This window comes from Nocardiopsis ganjiahuensis DSM 45031 (assembly GCF_000341085.1).
GTDB classification, from domain to species: domain Bacteria; phylum Actinomycetota; class Actinomycetes; order Streptosporangiales; family Streptosporangiaceae; genus Nocardiopsis; species Nocardiopsis ganjiahuensis.
The window spans coordinates 231,452-238,065 of sequence record NZ_ANBA01000015.1 but is presented as its reverse complement, the minus strand read 5'-3'; the positions used below and the strand labels follow the sequence as shown (position 1 = coordinate 238,065).

6 protein-coding genes are annotated in these 6,614 nt (G+C 71.9%); 5 read left to right on the top strand and 1 reads right to left on the bottom strand.

The features are described from left to right. Nucleotides 1-129: 129 nt before the first annotated feature. The 5 genes from D458_RS0122620 (at nucleotide 130) to D458_RS0122600 (ending at nucleotide 5,691) form a co-directional block, all read left to right on the top strand. The gene (locus D458_RS0122620) at nucleotides 130-1,362 is read left to right on the top strand and encodes a substrate-binding domain-containing protein (RefSeq protein WP_017589015.1); all 1,233 of its coding nucleotides are present in this window, start codon (nucleotides 130-132) and stop codon (nucleotides 1,360-1,362) included. Between the two features lie 74 nt (nucleotides 1,363-1,436). Next, nucleotides 1,437-2,444 carry an isopenicillin N synthase family dioxygenase gene (locus tag D458_RS0122615; RefSeq protein ID WP_017589014.1) on the top strand — a complete coding sequence of 336 codons (1,008 nt, stop codon included), beginning with the start codon at nucleotides 1,437-1,439 and terminating at the stop codon, nucleotides 2,442-2,444. Between the two features lie 70 nt (nucleotides 2,445-2,514). Then, nucleotides 2,515-3,159, top strand: a complete 645-nt coding sequence (locus D458_RS0122610; protein WP_051049739.1) for a GntR family transcriptional regulator — start codon at nucleotides 2,515-2,517, stop codon at nucleotides 3,157-3,159. Nucleotides 3,160-3,195: 36 nt separating this feature from the next. Beyond that, complete coding sequence (locus tag D458_RS0122605; RefSeq protein ID WP_017589012.1) at nucleotides 3,196-4,590, top strand: amidohydrolase family protein; 1,395 nt, start codon at nucleotides 3,196-3,198, stop codon at nucleotides 4,588-4,590. A gap of 321 nt (nucleotides 4,591-4,911) precedes the next feature. Then, the gene (locus tag D458_RS0122600; protein WP_017589011.1) at nucleotides 4,912-5,691 is read left to right on the top strand and encodes an SGNH/GDSL hydrolase family protein; all 780 of its coding nucleotides are present in this window, start codon (nucleotides 4,912-4,914) and stop codon (nucleotides 5,689-5,691) included. A gap of 116 nt (nucleotides 5,692-5,807) precedes the next feature. On the opposite strand, the gene D458_RS0122595 is transcribed toward D458_RS0122600, so the two are convergent. Then, nucleotides 5,808-6,611, bottom strand: a complete 804-nt coding sequence (locus tag D458_RS0122595) for an SAM-dependent methyltransferase (RefSeq protein WP_017589010.1) — start codon at nucleotides 6,609-6,611, stop codon at nucleotides 5,808-5,810. Between the last annotated feature and the right edge of the window lie 3 nt (nucleotides 6,612-6,614).

Below are 6,614 nucleotides of genomic sequence, written 5' to 3'. Positions count from 1 at the left end.
CCCCCCCCCCCCCGCCGTTGGCCCTGATCCCAGCGCCGCCCCTGCCCGCGTCCCCCTCCCCTCGCCCCTCCCCTCGCCCCTCCCCGCCTCCCGCACCGGTGCCCAGCCCCTCACCCTTCCGGAGCCCCCATGACGCCCCGACCCCTCTCCGCCCCGCTGCCCTGCCCCGGCCCCTCCCGGCCCCGGCTCTCGCGGCCCCGCCCCTTCCGTGCGGCCGTGCCGACCGCGGCTTCCGCGCTCTGCCTCACCCTGCTCCTGTCCGGCTGCCTCTTCGCCGAGGCTCCGCAGGAGAGCGCCGAACTCGAACCCGTCGCCGCCGACCAGCGCCTGGACGACGTGTGCCCCGCCACCGTGGTCGTCCAGCTCCAGTGGGAGCCCGAGACGGACTCCGGGCCGCTCTTCGGCCTCCTCGGCCCCGGTTACACCGTCGACGCCGAGGCCGGCTCCGTGACTGGCCCGCTCGCGGTCGACGGTCTCGGCACCGGCGTCGACCTGGAGATCAGGGCGGGCGGTCCGGCCATCGGTTTCCAGACCGTGCCCTCCCAGATGTACGTGGACGAGGACATCACCCTCGGCCTGGCCCACTCCGAGCAGGCGATCGCCGCATCGGGGGACCAGCCCGTCACCGCCGTCACCACCCTGCTGCGCGGCAGCGCCCAGATGCTCATGTGGGACCCCGAGACCCACCCGGACTGGGCGGGCGTGTCGGACATCCGCGACTCCGGGGCCGCGGTCGTGGTCTCCCAGGGGCAGCTGTACCCGGAGTGGCTGGTGTCCGAGGGGCTGCTCGACGCCGACCAGATCGACACCAGCTACGACAACTCCCCGGCCCGTTTCGCCGCCGAACCCGTCTTCGCCCAGCAGGGGTTCGCCAACTCCGAGCCGTTCGTCTACGAGAACGAGGTCCCGGCCTGGAACCGGCCGGTCGCCTACGAGCTCATCCGCGACCTCGGCTACGAGGGGTACGCCCGCACCGTCACCGTGCGCTCGGACCGGGTGGAGGAGCTCGCGCCCTGCCTGGAGCGCCTCGTCCCGATGGTCCAGCAGGCCACCGCCGACTTCCACGGCGACCCCGGGCCGGTCAACGACACGGTCGTGGACGTGGTCGCCCGGAACCCGAACTTCACCCCCTACAGCGCCGAGCTGGCCGAGTACTCCTCGCAGACCCTCCTGGCCGAGGGGCTGATCGGTGACGAGACCGACGGCACCGTCGGCAGCTTCGACCTCGAACGCGTCCAGCGCGTCATCGACGACTTCGCCCCGCTGCTCCGCGCCGGCGGCTCGGACGTCCCCGAGGACCTGACCGTCGACGACCTCGTGAACACCGACTTCCTCGACCCCGGCATCAGCGTCGGCGAGTGACCGCCGCCCCGACCACGCCCGCACCCATCCGCGGAACACACCGCCACCATCCACCACTGACGGAGGAGACCACCGTGACCACCCACCACCTCACCGAGCTCGACCGCGAACGCCAGATGGGCGGAATCGGCACCGAGACGTTCTCCCGGGAGATCCGGGTCATCGACCTCAGCGACTTCGACGACCGCCGCGAGGAGATCACCGAGCAGCTCTGGGCCGCCGCCACCGACATCGGGTTCTTCCAGCTCGAGGGCCACGGCATCAGCCGGGCCGAGACGGACGGCGCCTTCGCGATGGCCGAGCGCCTCTTCGCGCTGCCGGAGGCGACCAAGGCCCGCTACCCGCTGGTCAAGGAGCTCAACGCCGGATGGGAGAGCCTGTCCCAGGTCCGCCCGTCCATCGGTACCGCCGACCAGAAGGAGTCCTACCAGGTCACCCGTCCGCACATGGAGGGCCGCTGGCCCTCGGAGGACGAACTGGCCGGCTTCCGGCAGGTCGTCCTGGACTTCGAGGAGCACTGCCACCGGGTGGCCATGCGCGTGCTGTCCTGCTTCGCCGACCGGCTCGGCCTGGACCGGGACCACTTCACCCGCGCCCACGACCCCTCCTCGGAGCACTACCAGAGCACCCTGCGCCTGCTGCACTACTTCGCGGTGCCCGAGGAGCTGCGCGGCGTCCCGGGCCGCTGGCGCGCGGGCGCGCACACCGACTTCGACTGCCTCACCCTGCTGTTCCAGCGCGACGGTCAGGGCGGACTCCAGGTGTGCCCGGGCAAGGACGCCGAGGAGCAGCAGTGGACCTCGGTCGAGCCGTCGTCCAGCCGCATCACCTGCAACATCGGTGACATGCTCACCCGTTGGAGCGACGACCGGCTGCCCTCCAACTTCCACCGGGTGCGCAGCCCCGGTGCCGGTGAGTATCAGGGTGACCGCTACAGCGTGGCGTTCTTCGCCCAGGCCGACCGGGACGCGCTCATCCAGGGGCCGGAGGGCCTCTACCCGCCGATCTCCGCGCGGGACTTCCTCGACCAGCGGGTCAAGGCCAACTACACCGCCCCGGGGACGGGCGCCACGGAGTCCTAGGATGGCTGCGGCGAGGCGGACGCGGGCGGCGGTGGCGCCGCCCGCGGCGGAGGCTGGGAGAACACCGGTGATGAGCAGAATCGAAGGCATGTCCCTGGCGGACTCGGCCCGTGAGCACCTGCGCGGACTCGTCCTGTCCGGGGAGCTGGAGCCGGGGACGCAGTTGAGCGTCGCCGCCCTGGCCGCGCGGTTGGGCATCAGCCGCAGCCCGGTCCGCGAGGCGGTACTGGGGCTCATCCACGACGGCCTCGCCGAGAGCACCCCGAACGCCGCTGCCAAGGTGATCCGGCTGGACGACGACCGGATGCGCGACGTCCTCAGAGTGCGCGCGGTGCTCGACGGACTGGCCGCCGAGGAGGCCGCGACCCGGCTGGACTCGGCGCAGGTGGCCGAGTTGTGGGAGATGGTCGAGGATCAGGGCCGCGACCTGGCCCGGGAACCCGACACCGCGCGGGACACCGCGAGCGACGTCGCCTTCCACTCCTACATCCGGGAGTGCTCGGGCAACGCGACCCTCATCGAGGAGCTCGACCGGCTGGAGGCCCGCGCCCACCTGCACCGGGGCTCGATGTGGAACCTCAGCGCGAACCGCCGGGCCGCGCACCGCGAGCACACCGCGATCGTCGAGGCCCTGGAGTCGGGCAACCCGAACGCGGCGCGCACGGCCGCCGAGGAGCACGTCCGCGGCGTGCTCGTGCGGATGCGGCGCGGCTGAACCTCACCCACCCCCGCCCCCACCCCTGAGGAAACGATGCTCACGATCGTCAACGCCGTCCTGCTCACCGCCACCGTGGACGAGGAGGGGCGGCCCGTCTGGATGGAGGGCTGGCTGCGGATCGGTGAGGACGGCCGCATCGCCGGTCTCGGCGAGGGCGCCCCGCCGCCGGCGCCGGGGGAGCGGTTCGACGCCGGGCAGGCGTTCGTCGCCCCCGGGTTCGTGTCCGCGCACAGCCACCTGTTCACCTCGGGGATGCGCGGGGTGGCCCCCGACTCCACCCTCTACGAGTGGGTCTCCCGCAACTCGCTGATGCTGGTCGGCGCCGAACCCGACGACCTCTACTGGATGACCGTCCACGGCGCGCTGGACGTGCTCTCCCACGGGGTGACCTCGGCGTTCAACTTCCTCCAGAGCCGGGTGGTGTCCACCTTCGACCGGTCGAGCTCCACCCTCAGGGCCGCCCGCGTCCACGGTCCCGACTTCCTGACCCGGCAGGTGGACGCCGCCCGCGACGCCGGTCTGCGCACGATCAGCGCGGTGCGCCTGGACGACGAACAGCTCCCGGAGGAGGAGTCCTTCGCCGCCTTCGGACACGTGATGGCCCACCGGAGGGCCGCCGGACCCGGCCGCTCCCGGCTCGACCTGGGCGGCGCGGTCTACGGTGCGGTCCAGTGGTCGAGCTCCCCGGCCACCGCCGAGCGCGAACGCGCCATGATGACCGAGCACGGGGTCGCCAACCAGGCGCACTTCGTCGAGACCGCCGAGCAGATCGACCTCCAGCGCTCCCGTTTCTCCTGGTACGAGCAGGCCGGGCTGCTCGGCCCGGACATGGTCTTCGGTCACTTCGTCCACCCCACCGACCACATGGTCGGAGCGCTGGCCGCCGCCGACAGCCCCGTGTCCTGGCAGCCCGCCTCGAACGGCCGCCTGGGTTCGGGGACGATGGACGCCGTGCGGCTCCGCGACGCCGGGATCCGGATCGGTCTGGGCCTGGACGACCAGTCCTGCACGGATGTCTCCGACCCCTTCCAGAACATGCGGTTCGGCCTCTACCAGCAGCGCTCCCAGGGGCTGCGCGCCGACGTGATGTCCCCGCACGAGGTGTTCCGGGCGCACACCCTGGGGGCCGCGGACGTGGTCGGCGTGGCCGACCGGGTGGGCTCGCTGGAGGTGGGGAAGGAGGCCGACCTGGTGGTGGTCGACCCGCGCCGACCCGATCTCGGCCCGGTGTGGGACCCGATCGCCACCTACGTCCTGGCCTGCCAGCCCCGCAACATCCGCCAGGTGTTCGTGGGCGGTGAGCGGGTGTGGGACGCCGAGGCGGAGCGGGGCGGGCTCTCGGCCCGCGCCGACGTTGAGACCTACGAGCGGATGGTCCGCAGCGCCGCCGCGAGCGGTTTCGCCCCCGCCCTCAGTCGCCGGAACTAGCCCGTCTGCTTCCCCGAGGGGGGAAGCGGACCGCTCGGCCGTGTTCTCGAACAGGCGCAGGCCCGCTTCCCGGACGCCCTGCGCCCGCTCCGGCGCGCGGTCCGGAGCCACGGGCTCTCGTGGCGGCATTCCCACAGGGAGAAACAAAAGATACAAGGTGCCAGTTTGGTTGCCTGAAGGTAACAAATGATCCTGCAGGCATGGTGGGCTCTCCCTCCTTGATCTACGTTCACATGCGTGCCGGGTCCGTCCCCGCGGAACCCCGTGCACCACCCCCTTCCCCCTCGCACGCCCCCAGGTGCGAAGAAAGGTCCCCCGCTGATGATCCACCGCCTCTGCTCGACCCTGTTCCTCACCCTGCTGCTGATCGCTTCCTCGTCCGCAGCGGCCAACGCGGAGTCCTCCGTCGACTACGTCGCGCTCGGAGACTCCTATTCGTCCGGTGTGGGTGCCGGATCCTACGACCTCTCCGCCTCGTGCAAGCGCTCCTCCCGGGCCTATCCCGCGCTGTGGGCCGCGCAGAACTCCGTCGCGTCCTTCAGCTTCGAGGCCTGCGGCGGCGCGACCTCGGCGTCGGTGCGCAGCCTGCAGCTCGGCACGCTGTCCTCGGCGACCGACCTGGTCAGTGTGACCAGCGGCGGCAACGACGCCGGTTTCGTCGACGTGGTCGTCTCCTGTCGCACCGGCTCGGACGAGGCCTGCTTCTCGGCTCTGGACAACTCCGACCGGTACATCGCCCAGAGCCTGTCCGGCCAACTCGACGGTCTCTACTCGGACATCCGCGCGAAGGCCCCCGGAGCCCGCGTCGTCGTCCTGGGCTACCCGCGCCTGTACGAGACGTCCTCCTGCTTCGGAGCCATCACCGTCGAGCGCCGCGAACGCATCAACGCCACCGCGGACACCCTCAACGCGCAGCTGCGCAACCGGGCCCAGGCCCACGGGTTCGTCTACGCCGACGTCAGCCCGGCCTTCGAGGGCCACCGCATCTGCGCCTCCACGAGCTGGATCCACGGACCGACGTGGCCGGTGGAGAGCTCCTACCACCCCAACGGCACCGGGCACGGCTCCGGCTACCTGCCGGTCCTGAACAGGACCGCCTGACCGCCGCTGTTCCCCGGCGCCGGCATCGATGACGTCGGGTCCGGCCGAGGGGGTGGACCGATCGGTGACCGGACCGCCCCCTCCTCCGGTCCGCCGCCCGGAGGAGGGGTGCCTGCTCAGGGTTTGCGGGCGACGGCGCCGTACATGTCGGTGTCGGGGGTGCGGCCGACGTCCACCGGCGCCGGGCGCCACAGAGGGCTGGGGCCCACGCCGGGCTCGAGCAGCTCCAGGCCGTCGAAGTAGGAGGTGAACTCCGCGAGAGTGTGGCCGCGGTAGGCCAGTGCGGCTTCCTTGTTCCACTCGTCCAGGGCTTCCGCGGCGCTGCCCTCGTCGGGTAGGACGGCGTCGGCCACCACCAGGAAGCTGCCGGAGGGCAGTCCCGCCAGGTACGAGCGGACGAGGTCCACGGCCTCCTCCAGGGTGGGGATGTGGCCGAGGGTGCCGATGATCGAAAGCCCGACCGGCCGGCTGAAGTCGAGTAGCTCACCGGCCCTGGCCAGGACCCGTTCGGTGTCACGCAGGTCGTGGTCGACGAACTCGGTGGCGCCCTCCTCGGTGCCGGTCAGCAGCGCGCGGGCGTGGGCGAGCACCATGGGGTCGTTGTCCACGTAGACGACCTTCGAATCCGGGGCGGCGGCCTGGGCGATCTCGTGGGTGTTCTGGTGGGTGGGCAGCCCCGTGCCCACGTCCAGGAACTGCCGGACACCCTCCTCGACGGCCAGGTGGGTGATGGTCCGGACGAGGAAGGCGCGGCCCGCGCGGGCGTCGACGGCGATCTTGGGGTGGATACCGAGGATCTGGTCGCCGAGTTCACGGTCGACGGGGTAGTTGTCCTTGCCGCCGAGCCAGTAGTTCCACACCCGTGCGGAGTGCGGAGCGGAGAGGTCGACGCCTTCGGGTACGACGGGGGAGTCACTCACGGG